The organism is Flavobacterium cerinum (genome assembly GCF_024496085.1).
Lineage (GTDB): Bacteria > Bacteroidota > Bacteroidia > Flavobacteriales > Flavobacteriaceae > Flavobacterium > Flavobacterium cerinum_A.
Genome location: NZ_CP101751.1, coordinates 3,653,308 through 3,668,379, shown reverse-complemented (window position 1 = coordinate 3,668,379; position 15,072 = coordinate 3,653,308). Strand labels below are relative to the sequence as shown.

15 protein-coding genes are annotated in these 15,072 nt (G+C 38.3%); 7 read left to right on the top strand and 8 right to left on the bottom strand.

The window, feature by feature from the left end; genetic code table 11:
- Positions 1-10: 10 nt before the first annotated feature.
- Entirely contained in the window at positions 11-1,699 is a 1,689-nt protein-coding gene (locus tag NOX80_RS16555; RefSeq protein WP_256550915.1) for a T9SS type A sorting domain-containing protein, read from the top strand.
- 93 nt (positions 1,700-1,792) lie between these two features.
- On the opposite strand, the gene NOX80_RS16550 is transcribed toward NOX80_RS16555, so the two are convergent.
- Both NOX80_RS16550 and NOX80_RS16545 read right to left on the bottom strand, forming a co-directional pair.
- Positions 1,793-2,401, bottom strand: a complete 609-nt coding sequence (locus tag NOX80_RS16550; RefSeq protein ID WP_256550914.1) for an REP-associated tyrosine transposase — start codon at positions 2,399-2,401, stop codon at positions 1,793-1,795.
- 73 nt (positions 2,402-2,474) lie between these two features.
- A complete protein-coding gene (locus NOX80_RS16545) occupies positions 2,475-3,371 on the bottom strand; it encodes a 3-hydroxyacyl-CoA dehydrogenase (protein ID WP_256550913.1) in 897 nt (298 codons plus the stop codon).
- 350 nt (positions 3,372-3,721) lie between these two features.
- Between NOX80_RS16545 and dapB the strand changes: the two genes are divergently transcribed.
- Positions 3,722-4,522 carry a 4-hydroxy-tetrahydrodipicolinate reductase gene (gene dapB / locus NOX80_RS16540; RefSeq protein WP_256550912.1) on the top strand — a complete coding sequence of 267 codons (801 nt, stop codon included), beginning with the start codon at positions 3,722-3,724 and terminating at the stop codon, positions 4,520-4,522.
- A gap of 45 nt (positions 4,523-4,567) precedes the next feature.
- Here dapB and NOX80_RS16535 read toward each other — a convergent pair whose 3' ends face one another.
- From NOX80_RS16535 to NOX80_RS16510, 6 genes are all read right to left on the bottom strand, one after another.
- Positions 4,568-5,419 carry an aldo/keto reductase gene (locus NOX80_RS16535; protein WP_256550911.1) on the bottom strand — a complete coding sequence of 284 codons (852 nt, stop codon included), beginning with the start codon at positions 5,417-5,419 and terminating at the stop codon, positions 4,568-4,570.
- A gap of 99 nt (positions 5,420-5,518) precedes the next feature.
- Positions 5,519-5,905 (bottom strand): DUF1634 domain-containing protein, encoded by a 387-nt coding sequence (locus tag NOX80_RS16530; protein WP_256550910.1) that lies wholly within the window; start codon positions 5,903-5,905, stop codon positions 5,519-5,521.
- An 11-nt stretch (positions 5,906-5,916) separates the two neighbouring features.
- Positions 5,917-6,750, bottom strand: a complete 834-nt coding sequence (locus NOX80_RS16525; RefSeq protein ID WP_256550909.1) for a sulfite exporter TauE/SafE family protein — start codon at positions 6,748-6,750, stop codon at positions 5,917-5,919.
- 108 nt (positions 6,751-6,858) lie between these two features.
- On the bottom strand, positions 6,859-7,500 hold the full coding sequence (locus tag NOX80_RS16520; protein WP_256550908.1) for a FadR/GntR family transcriptional regulator: 642 nt from the start codon (positions 7,498-7,500) through the stop codon (positions 6,859-6,861).
- Between the two features lie 210 nt (positions 7,501-7,710).
- Complete coding sequence (locus NOX80_RS16515; RefSeq protein WP_256550907.1) at positions 7,711-9,408, bottom strand: ribonucleoside-diphosphate reductase subunit alpha; 1,698 nt, start codon at positions 9,406-9,408, stop codon at positions 7,711-7,713.
- Between the two features lie 15 nt (positions 9,409-9,423).
- Complete coding sequence (locus NOX80_RS16510; protein WP_256550906.1) at positions 9,424-10,398, bottom strand: ribonucleotide-diphosphate reductase subunit beta; 975 nt, start codon at positions 10,396-10,398, stop codon at positions 9,424-9,426.
- A gap of 526 nt (positions 10,399-10,924) precedes the next feature.
- On the opposite strand from NOX80_RS16510, the gene NOX80_RS16505 reads away from it, so the two are divergent.
- From NOX80_RS16505 to NOX80_RS16485, 5 genes are all read left to right on the top strand, one after another.
- On the top strand, positions 10,925-11,836 hold the full coding sequence (locus tag NOX80_RS16505) for an NAD(P)/FAD-dependent oxidoreductase (RefSeq protein WP_256550905.1): 912 nt from the start codon (positions 10,925-10,927) through the stop codon (positions 11,834-11,836).
- Between the two features lie 124 nt (positions 11,837-11,960).
- On the top strand, positions 11,961-12,137 hold the full coding sequence (locus NOX80_RS16500) for a histone H1 (RefSeq protein ID WP_256550904.1): 177 nt from the start codon (positions 11,961-11,963) through the stop codon (positions 12,135-12,137).
- 192 nt (positions 12,138-12,329) lie between these two features.
- Positions 12,330-12,941 carry a 5'-methylthioadenosine/S-adenosylhomocysteine nucleosidase family protein gene (locus tag NOX80_RS16495; protein WP_256550903.1) on the top strand — a complete coding sequence of 204 codons (612 nt, stop codon included), beginning with the start codon at positions 12,330-12,332 and terminating at the stop codon, positions 12,939-12,941.
- A gap of 109 nt (positions 12,942-13,050) precedes the next feature.
- Complete coding sequence (locus NOX80_RS16490; RefSeq protein WP_256550902.1) at positions 13,051-13,596, top strand: GNAT family N-acetyltransferase; 546 nt, start codon at positions 13,051-13,053, stop codon at positions 13,594-13,596.
- A 229-nt stretch (positions 13,597-13,825) separates the two neighbouring features.
- The gene (locus NOX80_RS16485; RefSeq protein ID WP_256550901.1) at positions 13,826-14,851 is read left to right on the top strand and encodes an NAD(P)-dependent alcohol dehydrogenase; all 1,026 of its coding nucleotides are present in this window, start codon (positions 13,826-13,828) and stop codon (positions 14,849-14,851) included.
- Positions 14,852-15,072 lie beyond the last annotated feature (221 nt).

Sequence of the window (15,072 nt, the reverse complement as noted above, 5' to 3'; positions counted from 1 at the left end):
TCAGAAAACTATGCGAATCATTACATTGTTAATCACATTATTTTTTGTTCAAATTGCCAGCAGTCAAACGCCTGATTGGGAATGGGCTCGTAATATGGACATACATTTTAATACTGTAAAACAGTTTTCTGTAGTAGATAGTAACGGGGATATTATAGTAATTACCGATTTTATAACACCTACAATTACATTCGGAGGGATAACCGTAAGTAATTACAGTCCATCGTATTACTATGCTGATATTGCCATTGCAAAGTATGATAATCAGGGTAATGTAATATGGGCTAAAAGTTTTGGCGGTCCAAGAGTGGATCAGGCAACTTCCATTACAGCTGACGATTCGGGTAATTTTTATATAGCCGGTGGCTTTATGGATAGTATCACTTTTGATTCGGTTACATTAACCGGTAATCCGACCGGTAATTTTATTGTGAAATTTGATGCAAACGGAAATGTTGTTTTCGCTAAAAAAGTAACAGAAGATAATTCTGCTACCGTAGTCAATGTGCTTAAAACAGATGCGAATCAGAATATTTATCTGACCGGTATTTTTAATTCACCTTCGGTAACATTTGGAACTATTGTACTCAATAACGAAGGATATAGCAGTGCCGGCTCATCTAACAGGACATATGTGGCTAAAATGGATAATCAGGGAAATTATTTATGGGTAAAAATGGCACAAAGTAGCGATGCACATCCAGTAGGGATAGTATCGTATGGATTGGATGTCGATACAAACGGAAATGTATATACAGGCGGTTATTTCGGTTGTCATACGATTCGTTTCGGAACCATTACGTTAACGAAAACCATTACAGCAAGTTATAATATGAATATGTATCTGGTTAAATACGATAGTAACGGAAATGAAATCTGGGGACGGAATACAGGCAGCAATTATGAAAATGAAACCAGTACCAGAGCCGTAAAAACCGATCTGGAAAATAATGTTTATGCTGCCGGTTATTATACCAATACCGTAAATTTTGGAAATACCACGTTGATGTCTTCCGGAGGATCACAACAATTTATCGTAAAATATGATCCGAACGGTAACGTACTTTGGGCGAAGGCAGCCAATTCTAATTTCGGCTATAATAGTGTTCATTCTCTTGATGTAGATGAAAATAATGATCTCTATACGGCCGGAACTTTTATCAATACGCAAATGGATTTTGGGAATGGAGTTACATTAACCAATCCTGTTTCGACTGACGGAGCTCTTTTTGTTGTAAAATATACACCACAAGGTCAGGCGATTTGGGCGAGAAAAGCACTTTCACTTAACGGAAATAATACATTGAGTATGGATTGTAAAACGCAAAATGAAATCTATATCACCGGAACATTTAACAATCCAACGCTGACTTTCGGAAGTCAGATGATTACAAAATCGGAGACTTCTTCTAATTTGTTTCTGGCTAAATTATACTACGAACCGTTAAGTACAACCGATTGGAATCAAAATCAAATAAAGATATTTCCGAATCCGGTAAAAGAGCAGTTAACGATCAGTCAGCCGGATCTATATAAAGCTTATTCTTTGTTTAATCTGCTCGGCGTAAAAGTGAAAGAGGGGAGTATCCGACCGGAAACCGGAACGATTGATTTGAGTCTACTTGCAAAGGGTGTATATCTGTTACAATTGCAAAATCCGGAAGCAAATCCGGAAACGATCAAAATTATAAAAGAGTAAAATCAGAAACGCTGCGCAAAGTCTCACTCGCTGCGCAAAGTCTCCTGACTTTGAGCAACACCTGCTGCGCAAAGTCGGGAGACTTTGCGCAAACTATTTTTCATCATAATGATTATACTTCCAAAATTCATTCTTTTTTGGTGCATCAATTTTGGGATTATCGACCAATTCAACTTTTAATAATCCTTTGTTATTTGTATAATTGCTAGCTGAGGAATATATATAATGTTGTGCTTTTTCCACAATTCCTGCTCTTATTGGGTTGAGGTGTATGTAGTTTAATTTAACCCACATAAAATGTAAGGTGTATATTTCTTCTGCATGATTTCCATATTGCCAAAACTGATAATTCTTATTTCTGCTATGGCTTTCTATAGCTTTTTTAAATAAATCGAGCATCCATTGTCTTCTGCTTTCAGGTTCTGTTTGTATAGCTTTTAAAATATTTCTGCTTGTAAATTTTTTAAAATCCCTTATCAAATCGGATAATTTGCCTTCTTTCGATTGTACTATTAAATGAATGTGATTACTCATGATTACGTAACCATACAATACCATTCTTTTTTCTTTTATACAATAATCTAAAGAGGAAACCACAATATCTTTATAAACTTTTCTTGTGAAGATATCTATCCAATCTACTACTGTACAAGTAATAAAGTGCGGTTTCTCTTGATTTTTTATTGTATAACCTTCTTTCATTTCTTAGTTTTTAATTTTACGCAAAGTCAGGAGACTTTGCATAGCAGCGACTTTGCGTAGCCGTATAGCCGTTTTATTTTAAAAAATCAGGATCAAGATAGGCGGGATTAGGATATTTATAGAATCCTTCTCCGGTTGCGACACCCAATTTCCCGGTATCGATAAAATGAGTTTTCAGATAGTCTACCACTTTTTGTTCGTTACCGTTTTTTGTTTTTTCGGCTGTAATTTTATTGATATTATAAGCGGTTGTAATACCAACGACATCCAATATTCCAAACGGTCCAACCGGCGCACCGGTAGCAACCATCCAGGTTTTGTCAATCGTTTCTACATCGGCAACCCCTTTAACCAATAATCCGAGACCCGCCCCTAATAAAGGGACTAATAAAGAATTAACAATATATCCCGGTTGTTCTTTATGCAGTGGTAAGGCAACCATTCCGATTGATTTAGCGAAGGCTACTACGGTATCAAAAACCTTTGCATCTGTTCCCGAATGCCCCATAATCTCAGCGGTATTGTGCTTCCAGATTTCATTAGCGAAATGCAGTGCTAAAAATTGTTTCGGCCGACCTGTAGCTGCGGCAAACTGACTGGGTAAAAGAGTAGATGAGTTTGATGCAAAAATGGTTTTTTGCGGAGCTACAGCAGCTAGTTTTTGATAAAAATCGATTTTAATAGACGGATTTTCCGGAACCGCTTCAATCAGTAAATCGGTGTTGTGAACAGCTTCAGCAAGGTCCGAAAAATAATGGATATTTTGCAATGTCTTTTCAATTTGCTCGGGCGTGGCTTTTAAATCCTGTTGATAGGCTTCTCCTAATTTTGAAAAAGTTGTTTTGGCTTTTTCCAGTAGGGCATCACTAATATCATAAACGTTTACCATGTAACCGTGAAAAGCCGTTTGGAAAGCAATCTGAGTTCCCAAAACACCGCTTCCGGCTACCGTTACAAGTTGAATTTTCATGTTGTATGTTTTTTAAGTTATAGAATCGATCTTTAAATGAGGAAATAGTATTTCCTGCAAGTACTGTGACTTTGTCTTATGCCATACTATTAGCGAAAGCAAACAGATAGGAGAATCACGTAAAACAACGAGACGATTCCCGGAATACTTTACAGGAAGAAAGACTTAGCACAGAAAATTTTCGGAATAGCTTTAGGTTAAATTTACACAATTAGTAACGGAAACAGAAATAAAACAGAGGCATTTTGGTATTGATAATGATTTTTTAACGGAAGATAATAGGATACTTAATTCGGGTATAAGATTGTTTTCAGAAACGTTAAAAACCGTAACTTTAAAATAAAAAGACCATGAAAATAAGAGTATGTATAGCCGGAGCAACAGGTTGGGCAGGTTCGGCATTAAGTAAAGGCGTGACTGCCGATCCGGAATTACAATTAGTAGCCGGTATTTCCAGAAAAGCGAAAGGAGCAGATTTAGCGATGTTGTTGGAATTGGAAACAGAGCCGATTCCCGTATATGAAACGGTTGCAGCTGCATTGACTGAAATAAATTGTGATGTTTTTGTCGAATTTACAAAACCGGAAAGTGCCAAAGCGAATGTCATGGCAGCGATTCAAAAAGGGGTAAATGTGGTAATCGGAACTTCCGGTTTAACAGACGATGATTATAAGGAGATTGCGGCTTTAGCGGAACAATATCAGGTATCGGTACTGGCCGTAGGAAATTTTGCGATTACAGCTGTTTTATTACAGAAATTCTCCGAAATGGCGGCAAAATATATTCCGAATTTTGAAGTGATCGATTATGCGGATGATCACAAAGCGGATGCGCCAAGCGGAACGGTACGCGAACTGGTAAAACGCTTATCGGATGTTCAGCTACCGAATGAAACGATTGCTGAAAGTGAACGGATCGGAACACCCGGAACCTGGGGCGCTAAAATCAACGGAGTACGGGTACATGCATTGCGTTTGCCGAGTTATACGATTTCGGTAGAAACTATTTTCGGACTAACAGATGAAAGATTAACCATTCGGCATGATTCCGGAACAGGAGCCGAACCGTATGTTAAAGGGGGATTACTGGCGATTAAAAAAGTAGGAAGCTTTAAAGGTTTTAAACGCGGACTGGATAGCGTGATGGAATAATAAACCGGACCGGTTTTAGAGCCGGTCCGGTTGGGAAAGTTTATTTTAGAAATCCACTTCATCCGGAAGTAAACCGGATCCGCCGATGTAAGGTAAGGCATCAATTCGTTTCATATCATTTTCCGAAATCTCGAAATGATAAACATCCAGATTTTGTTTGATTCGTTCCGGAGTGATTGATTTCGGTAACGGTAATGTTCCGTTTTGTAAACACCAACGGATACATAATTGAGCTACGGAAACATTGTATTGTGAAGCGATATCCAATAAGGTAGGATCGTTCAGCATTTTTCCGGTTCCCAGTGGCGACCAGGCTTCGATCAGGATATCGCGTTCTTTACAAAAAGCGACTACATCAGCCTGCATATAACCCGGATGGTATTCAATCTGGTTGATCACCGGTTTCACGGTTGCTGTTTCCAGTAAAGCTTCCAGATGGTGTACCATAAAATTACTTATTCCGATGGCTTTTATTTTTCCGTCCTGATATAGCTTTTCAAAAGCACGCCAGGTATCGGCATTTTTTTGTTTCCAATCGGAAAATTGTTTTGCATTTGCCGGCCAGTGAATCAGGTATAAATCCAAATAATCAGTTTGTAAATCGCTTACTGTTTTTTCAAAAGCTTTTAATGTGCTTTCATAACCGCGCTCAGAATTCCATAGCTTACTGGTTAAAAACAAATCGTTACGGTCAATACCGGAATCGGCGATAGCCTGCCCGATACTTTTTTCATTTCCGTAGATTGCTGCGGTATCAATATGGCGATAACCGTTTTCTAAAGCCGATTTTACAGCTTGAACAGCTGTTGCTCCATCCGGAGTTTGCCAGGTTCCGAATCCGATTTCAGGAATCGTAACGCCGTTGTTAAGGGTATAATCTTTAACGTTTGTATGCATGAGTTATAATGTATTAAATAATGTTAGTAGGGCGGCAGAAATACCGCTTTTTCAAATGTACCAATTCAACAGGAAAAGAATGTTAAATTCATGTTGTATCTATACCTTTAATCCGCCGAAAATACTGGTCATAATGATGCTTAGTACAATAAGGGTAATAATGATGTACATTTTATCTTTTTCAAGAATAAATGCGATCAGCGATAAGATAACACGAAGTATCGGGGTTGCGATGAGCGCCAGTACGCCGAATTGAATGATTTCCGTCGGATGTAAGGCTAAAGCGCCTTTAATAATTCCTTCGAAAGTGGTATAACCGGCACCTTCGCCCTTAAATTCATGATAAGACGGCACGTCAGATCCGCCATGATGAAGTAAGTAAGCAACTCCGCCGGCAATAGCCAGGAAACAAGCGGTTAAAACACCATAGCGCAATACCTGACCCACCAGTTGCTGTACATCAGTATCAGAAATTAGTTTTTTCATAGGATGCGTTTTTAGAATTTATGATGATAACCGTTATAAATCATTTCCAAAGCGACAAATGTTATTGCAACACAGAAAATGATACGCAATACTTTCGGATCCATTCGGGTCAGTAATTTAGAACCGGTAAAAGCGCCGGCCAATACTCCTATGATTACCGGAAAGGCAATTCCCGGATCCATATAACCTCTTTGCAGATAGACCACAGCACTGGCAGCGGCTGTAACCCCAATCATAAAATTACTGGTTGTTGTACTCACCTTAAAAGGAATATGCATCGTGGCATCCATTGCGAGTACTTTTAAAGCTCCGGAACCGATTCCTAATAAACCGGATAGCACACCGGCAACTGTCATAATAGAAAAACCGGCTCCGATATTTTTTAACTTATACGGAACTTCTCCGTTTGGAGTGGGATACGTACTGTTTAATTTTAATTTATAAGAAAGCGGACTTCCTTCTGTTAAAGCCGATTGGTTCTTTTTTCGCAACGTCATTGCCGCTGAAAAAATCAGAACAAAACCGAATAGCATAGCAATTGTATTTGTAGGCGTATAAACCGCTATCAAAGCTCCGATTACTGCACCAATGGTTGTGGCAATTTCCAAAAACATACCCAGGCGGATGTTGGTAATTCCTTCTTTTACATAAGCACTGGCAGAACCGGATGAGGTTGCGATTGAAGCCAGTAAAGCAGCTCCGATGGCATAGCGGATATCAACGCCGAAAACAAGTGTCAGCAAGGGTATCACTACCACACCGCCGCCCAAACCGGTCAGTGATCCTAAAAGCCCGGCCAGATAGGCACCCAGTAAAAGGATAAGGGTAAAGGTAAGTATTGACATAATAAGGTTATTTAATTACGAGTCTCGTTAAATTGAATACAAACGTACGCTCTTTTGTTTAAACATATGATGTTTTAGTTGATTTTGGAATAAATTTAACATCGCTATCTAATAATTAGCATTTAATAATTGGCGAAGTAATTCGATTCCGGCATTTTCATTTTGCTCCTGTATCGCCAGAAATAATTGTTCATGCAGGTGATGATTCATGGCAAACCTACTGATTCCTTTTGGTTCCCGAGCAGTAAAGAAATTGCGAAGAATAACGGTAAAACCATAGTATAATTCGGCTAAAACCTTATTGCCGGATGCGAAAGCAATAGCCATATGGAAGTCAATATCTGCATTGGCACATTCTTCCGGCTTTTCTGAAAGAATGGCTGTTTTTCGCTTTTCAAGGCATTGCTTGATTTCGATAAGTTGTTGTTCCGTACGGTTTACAGTTGCCAGACGGATAATTTCTTCTTCGAGTAATTTTCGAACTGAATTTATTTCTTCAAAATCAGCCCGTTGCAGCCGTTGTTCCATATTCAGTTCCCGATAGTTTCCGGTTACCGTTGTCCCTGAACCTTGCTTAACATTAAGGATTCCCGAAATAGCCAGTGTTTTAATCGCTTCCCGTATAGTCGAGCGTCCCACACCATATTTTTCCATTAATTCCGGTTCGGCCGGGATTTTTTCACCGGGTTGATAAACACCGTTGGCAATGTCTTCTTTAATATGATTAACAATCTTGGTATACAGTTTCATAAGTCCGATTTTACACAAACATAAGATGTTTAAATGTAAAGACAGATGTTTTTATGATTTTTTTGCGATTTAATACTGAAAAGGAATAAAATAAAAGGGACTGTCTTATATGTCAGACAGTCCCTAGGATATAATTGGTTTGTTTTTTAATCAGGATTCAAAGCTATACAGATAGTACGGATTTATAATCTGTATTGTGTGCAGTTTTGATTACGATTCGCAGCTACTGCAACTCACCAGATTCGTGATAAACTCTTTCGAAACACTTTGGCTACGTTGGTAATATAATGTTTTTACACCCAGTTTCCAGGCTTCGATTAGCAGACTGTTGACCTCTTTAATCGGTAATTCAGATGGGATATTTAAGTTAAGGCTTTGTGCCTGATCTACGAATTTCTGACGAATACCAGCCTGTTGAATAATCTCCAGCTGGCTGATCTCTTTAAACGTTTTAAAAACATCTTTTTCCTGCTGTGTAAGTCCGCTTATATGTTGTACGCTTCCTCCGTTTAGCATGATTTCACGCCATACTTCTTCATTGTCAAGACCTTTTTCTTCCAACAGTTTTTTCAGGTATTTATTTTTACGCATAAAATTACCTTTCGACAAACCGGCTTTGTAATAATTACTGCTAAAAGGTTCAATTCCAGGTGAAGTTTGCCCTAAAATAGCAGAAGATGAGGTGGTCGGAGCAATGGCTAAAGTAGTCGTGTTTCGACGTCCGTAACCTTTTAATAATTCCGGTTCTCCGTAAATACGAGCCAGTTCCTGTGTTGCTTTGTCGGCTTTATCGCTAATGTGTTTAAAGATTTCAGTTGTTTTCATTTTAGCTTCCATTCCTTCGAACGGAATCATATTTTTTTGCAGATAAGAGTGCCATCCTAAAACGCCTAATCCAAGCGCGCGGTGTCTTTTGGCAAACTTATTCGCAGCGGTCAGGTAATAATTACCTTCCGTTTTCTCTATAAATTCCTGTAATACGGCATCCAGGAAAAAGATAGCCAGTTTTACGGCCTCAGTGTCTTTCCATTCGTCATACAATTCCAGGTTCATAGACGACAGGCAACAAATAAAGGATTCGTCTTTTGTAGACGGTAACATGATCTCGCTGCACAAATTACTGGCATTGATACGCATATTGTTGTCCTTGTATACCTGCGGTTTATTTTTGTTTACATTGTCGGAAAAGAAAATATAAGGAAGTCCTTTTTGTTGACGACTTTCCAATACTTTAGCCCATACGTGACGTTTATCTGTGTCACCTTCAATCATTTCCTGCATCCAGTAATCCGGGACACAAACACCGGTAAAAAGGTTTTGGATCGGATTTCCGATGTTTTTGATTTTCAGGAATTCTTCAATATCCGGGTGATCAATATCCAGGTAAGCAGCAAAAGCACCACGGCGTACACCACCTTGTGAAATGGTGTCCATAGCAGTATCGAACAATTTCATAAAGCTCACCGAACCACTGCTTTTTCCGTTATCGGTTACAGCACTTCCGCGTTCGCGTAATTCTCCGAAATAACCCGAAGTACCACCTCCGATTTTCGTTTGCATAATGACTTCGCCCAATTTGTGGGTAATCCCTTCTATATGATCCGGAACATGTACATTAAAACAAGAGATCGGTAATCCTCTTTCGGTTCCCATATTGGCCCATACCGGAGAACTAATACTCATCCAGCCGCGTTCGATCATTTCCTGAAACGATTCTTTCAGCTCGGGACGAAACAACCGGCGAGCCGCTGCACTACAAATACGGTCAATAGCACCTTCTACGGTTTCTCCTTTCAGCAGGTAACCGCGGTTTAAGATTTGTTCGCTTTCCGAATTTTTCCACCATAGTTTCGGTAATGGTGTATTGTCGGTTGCAATTTCAGTATTTATTTGTGGGATATCTTGCATAATCAAAAACTCAAATTAAAATAAATCGTTGGCAGTAATACTTTTGTCATGTTTCGTGTAGTCAACCGGACGTTTAGCAAAAAAATCATCCAGACTATTAGCGAATACTTCTTCTTCAAACCAGGCCATTTTCTGATATTCTTCAGGAGAAACATGGAATACTTTTTCAATGCCGATCTGACCTAAACTTTCGTCAATACGGAACTTCATAAAATTAACCAGATCGTGTTTTTTAATGATTTCAATTTCTCCTTTTTCAAAAATCCAGTCCAGAATATCAGATTCTACTGCGATAGAATCTTTAACACTTTCGCGAATCAGGTTAATTGTTTCGGCATCAAAATATTCCGGGTGCTCTTCGCGGATTTTATTTACAATATAAATACCGGCATTAGCGTGTACTTGTTCATCAACAGAAGTCCAGGCGATAATGTTACTTACATTTTTCATATACCCTTTAAAACGGGTAAAGGCCAAAATGATCGCAAACTGACTGAATAGTGATACGTTTTCGATCAGGATACTAAAAAGAATAAGCGCTACTACATATTTTTTATTGTCCTGAGAACGGGTGTCTTTTAATACATTCGAAAGGTAATCTACACGTTGCATGATCACCGGAATGTCCAGTAATTTTTCAAATTCATCATTATAACCCAATACTTCCAGTAAACGGGAATAAGCTTCTGAATGGCGGAATTCGCATTCGGCAAACGTACTGCCCAGACCGTTAAATTCAGGCTTCGGAAAATGTTCATATATATTACCCCAAAAACTTTTTACGGCTACTTCAATCTGTGCGATGGCTAATAAACTGTGCTTTATCGCTGTTTTTTCAGCTTCGGTCAGATGCGAGTGAAAATCCTGAGTATCCGCAGTAAAATCGACTTCACTGTGTACCCAGTACGATTTATTAATGGCTTCCGTGAACTGCAATACCTCCGGGTATTCAAACGGTTTATAGTTGATTCGTTTATCGAAAATGGACATATATATAGAATTTAAAATTGCACCTGATTTTGGGGGTAGCATCCGACTTTTTTCCGATTGGAAAAGTAGCTTGTCTGATATTTTTCAAAGGTACGACAACCTCTTTTTTCGGTCAACGGATTTAAGGGAGAATTAAAAAGTTTTATCAACAACGTCACTTTGGCTGATTAAAAATAGTTATCAACAACAGATAATTTTACGGTAAGTAGTATGGCTGTGGCGACTTGCCGGAATTCGATCTGAAGTTATAAACAGTTTTCGCCTTTATTCTTTTTTAAGTTTTAAAAATACTTATCAACAGTTTAGAAGATGACCCTTTTCTTATTCCTTAAAAACGACTGTCTGATTTTGACTCTTATCTAAAATGATTTTAAATAAGGAGATGATTTAGGTTGCTGGGATATCCTTTTGAGAATCAAAATGTTTTAAAAATTAAATGCAATAAAGTTGCGTTTATTGAAATAATATTACTTTTGTAAATGAAAAAAATATAATTCCGAATGTTTTAAAGTAAATAGGAAAAACTATGACAAAAACAATTTATGATGCAATTATCATCGGAGGAAGCTACTCCGGTTTATCCGCAGCAATGAGTCTGGGCAGAGCTTTACGAAATGTATTGGTTATTGACGAAGGGAAACCTTGTAATAGTCAGACGCCGCATTCTCATAATTTCCTGACGCAGGATGGAGTACCGCCGTTACAAATAGCGACTATAGCGATGGAGCAGGTAAGACAATATCCGACCGTCAACTTTTATAAAGGTCGTGCCGTACAAGGGAAAAAGAAAGTTGAATATTTTGAGATCACAACGCAGGATGGAAATACGTTTACAGCACGCCGTCTATTATTCGCCACAGGTTTAAAAGATCATTTTCCCGATATAAAAGCATTTGCCGAATGTTGGGGTATTTCAGTATTACATTGTCCGTATTGTCATGGTTATGAAGTTAAACAGTTGCCAACCGGTATCATAGCTAACGGAGATATCGCTTTTCATTATGCACAGTTAATTTATAACTGGACGAAAGAATTGACAATATATACGAATGGGAAATCGACCTTATCCGAAGAACAGCAACGATTAATAAAGAGCAATTCAATTGCGATTATAGAAAAAGAAATTGATTATTTGGATCAGGAACAGGGAAAAGTAAGCCGTATTGTTTTTAAAGACACAACCGATATGCCACTTGAGGTGCTTTATTCCAGACCGGATTGGACGCAACATTGTTCGATACCGGAGGAATTGGGCTGTGAATTAACCGAAATGGGTTTGCTAAAGGTCGATGCTACATTTAAAACAACTGTAGAAGGTATCTATGCTTCAGGCGACTGTTCCGGTATGCGAACGGTGTCAGTAGCGGTGTCTTCAGGGACTCAGGCGGGTGCTTTTATCAATAATGAACTGGCTGCAATCGATTTTGTTAAAATGTAATGGATTGATTTTTAAAGGCTAATGATTTTTACCGGGTTTAATTGTAAAAATAAGCCTTCCGGAAGCTTTTTCCTAACCCGAAAATACTATTTTTGTTTTTTTAATTTTTAATATATATAATATTATGAGAGACTTATTAACCAAGATCAACGCCGAAATCGATGCATTCAAAGCCGAGTCAGACTTACAAGTTGAAAAAGGAAATAAAGCTGCCGGAACAAGAGCACGTAAATCTGCTTTAGAACTAAGCAAGTTATTAAAAGAATTCAGAAAAGTATCTGTAGAGGAGTCTAAAAAATAATTAGCGAAAGTCAGGTATTTACTGTAAATACCGCCGATTGCAACCCTATCGAATGCCACCGGTTTAACTGAGTGGCATTTTTTATGACCGCTTCAGAATAAAGGAACCGGTTTATGTATCTTTGTCAGATCAAATACTTCTGAAACCATCTAATACTAATCCCTTGCCGTATTTCGGCTTAAATTTTAAAAAATGAACCCGGAACAGAAAAAATTACAGGAATTAATCAATGAGAATCCGTTATATGTGTTTGCGTTAAATTCCGAAGCAGGTGAAGAATTTCAAAATGAAAATACGCTTTTTGTAGGGATCGGAAAAGTCAATACGGCCTATCATCTGACTAAAGCGATACAGACTAACCGACCGGGATTGATTATTAACCTCGGATCTGCCGGAAGTACCACTTTTAAAAAAGGATCGGTGATATGTTGTACTCGTTTTATACAGCGGGATATGGATGTAAGAGGTTTGGGATTCGAATTGTATCAAACGCCGCTTTCCAATGAAGAAATCGTATTGTCTTATGGACTTTCCGTGCCTGGTTTAGAAGAAGGAATTTGCGGTACCGGTGATAATTTCGAAACCAATCACACCGCTACTGATTACACGGTAGTTGATATGGAAGCGTATGCGATTGCTTTAATTGCAAAACAGGAAAATATTCCGTTTCTCTGCCTTAAATATATTTCTGACGGTGCTGACGGAGCAGCTGCGGATGATTGGACAGTTCAGGTACATAATGCTGCCGTTGCATTTAAAAATGTCCTTAATGGGATTACTATTGAAGAAAAGCAGATACAATAATAAAAGACAGTATAAAGTCGGTTGTAATATTGGACTAGTTGTTTTTTTAGTATTGGACTAGATGGGTAGTCCTTTTTTGCGATAATTTTATATCATAAAAAATAAAACAATGTCATTTTCCATTCAAACTCCGTTAGAAAACGATAAAATCAGTTTACATCCGCTACAGGAATCCGATTTTGAAACTTTATATAACCTGGCTTCCGATCCGAAAGTCTGGGAACAGCATCCCAATAAAGACCGTTGGAAAAAAGAAGTATTCCGTACTTTTTTTGAGGGAGCGATGCTGAGTAAAGGAGCCTATCGCATTGTCGATAAAGCTACCGGAGAAATAGCCGGTTGTACCCGTTTTTACGATTATAATGAAAACGAAAACAGTATTTTAATCGGTTATACGTTTTATGCGGTGAAATTCTGGGGAACCGGGATTAATCCATCGGTAAAAAAGCTGATGATGGACTATGCTTTTCAGTTTGTTGATGCCGTTTACTTTCATATCGGAGCTACAAATTTTCGTTCGCAAATTGCTATATCCCGTTTAGGAGCAGTTAAAGTGAGCGAGGAGAATGTTGCTTATCATGGTGAAGCACCAAAACTGAATTTTGTTTACCGAATAGAAAAAAAGGATTGGGAAGAGGCAAATAAAAAGATATAATATTTCACAAATTACAAGTGCGAAAGACGACCGGAAATGGGGCGTCTTTTTTTATGCCTGAAAGATAAAGATTTGATTTTTGTTTTTTCTTACTATTGATAATCCGTGCTTTATGATGAATTGAAAATAGAATTATTTATTTCCCGCGGAAAGGATTTAACGGTTATATAATCAATTTTTAAATCAGATATGCTTAAATTTATAGGATATAACCTTAAAAAAGTAATCTATGAAAGCAGTACGATATTTTGGACATAAAGATGTCAGGATAGTAAACGATATGGAGAAGCCGGTTCCGTCGGGAGATGAAGTATTGTTAAAAATCGGAGGTGCCGGTGTTTGTCATTCCGATTTACATATTATTGATGAAGGAATCGTTTCCGGAGTAACTTTTACATTAGGTCATGAAAATGCCGGTTGGGTGGAAGAAATGGGCCAGGATGTAAAAGGATTTAAAAAAGGAGATGCTGTTTTGGTATACGGACCGTGGGGATGCGGACATTGTAAACCTTGTCAGCATTCACAGGAAAATTACTGTGATCATCAGTCGGAACAGGCATTTGGCGGCGGATTAGGATTAAACGGCGGTATGGCCGATTATATGTTGGTTCCGTCTTCCCGTTTACTGGTTCCGATTCATGATCTGGATCCGATAATTGCAGCACCGCTAACCGATGCGGCTTTAACGCCTTATTCGGCTATAAAGCGCTCACTTCATAAATTAATGCCGGATGAGTTTGTAGTGGTGATTGGAGTAGGAGGATTAGGACATGTGGCTTTACAGATTTTGTCTGAAATGAGCGGAGCCACCATTATTGCTTGTGATATTACTCCGGAACGTATGGAATTTGCTAAAAAACTCGGAGCTGCATTTACCGTTAATTCAATGGATAAAGATGCCGATGAACAAATCCGAAAAATCACCGGTATCAAAAAAGCAAAAGTGGTCATTGACTTTGTCGGCGCATCTTCTACGATTGATCTCGGAACCAAAATTGTCGGATTGGACGGCGATTTGACAATTGTCGGATTAGGAGGCGGAAAATACGAATACAATATGAACGGTTTGCCCTTTGGTGTTAGTATGACCAATCCGTATTGGGGATCCAGAACCGAATTAATGGAAGTGATCGGATTAGCCCGTCAGAAGAAAATCCATATTGAAGTTGAAAAATACCGACTGGATGATGCGGTAGAAGTCTACGATAAACTGAGAAACGGAAAAATAAAAGGACGTGCCGTATTGGTACCTTAAAATTCCGTTTTAACAAAAATAAAAAACAGGCTGATATTGTACAATATCAGCCTGTTTTTGGAATAAAAAGTGACTAAAGCACAATAAAAAAGACAATTAAAAGAAAAATACTATATTTGCCGAATACAATTTGAATCCACTATGTGAAAATAATTTCTTTCAGGCAATAAAAACCGAAGTTTCATAAACGATACTTCAGGTGTTTTGTTTTACTTCTAAAG